We start from the raw sequence: 284 nt of genomic DNA, 5'->3' as shown, positions 1-284 counted from the left end.
CGTGCCGCTTTGGGGGAGCGGGCGGTGGTGGTCGCTTCGGGTCGGGAGCAGTTGCTGGATCGTTTGGCGGTTCTTGCGGAGGGCGGGACTGCGGCCGGAGGTGTGTCCGGTGTGGAGGGTCGGGGCCGGGTGGCCGTCGTCTTCACGGGTCAGGGTTCGCAGCGGGTGGGGATGGGTCGGGAGTTGTATGGGCGGTTCCCGGTGTTTGCGGCGGCTTTTGATCGGGTGTGCGGGTTGTTGGACCCGGTGGTGCGGTCGGCTGTGTTCGGTGAGGACGGTGCTGG

Source organism: Saccharothrix coeruleofusca (genome assembly GCF_014648515.1).
Taxonomy (GTDB): Bacteria; Actinomycetota; Actinomycetes; order Mycobacteriales; family Pseudonocardiaceae; genus Actinosynnema; species Actinosynnema coeruleofuscum.
Note: the sequence above shows the minus strand (reverse complement) of the source record.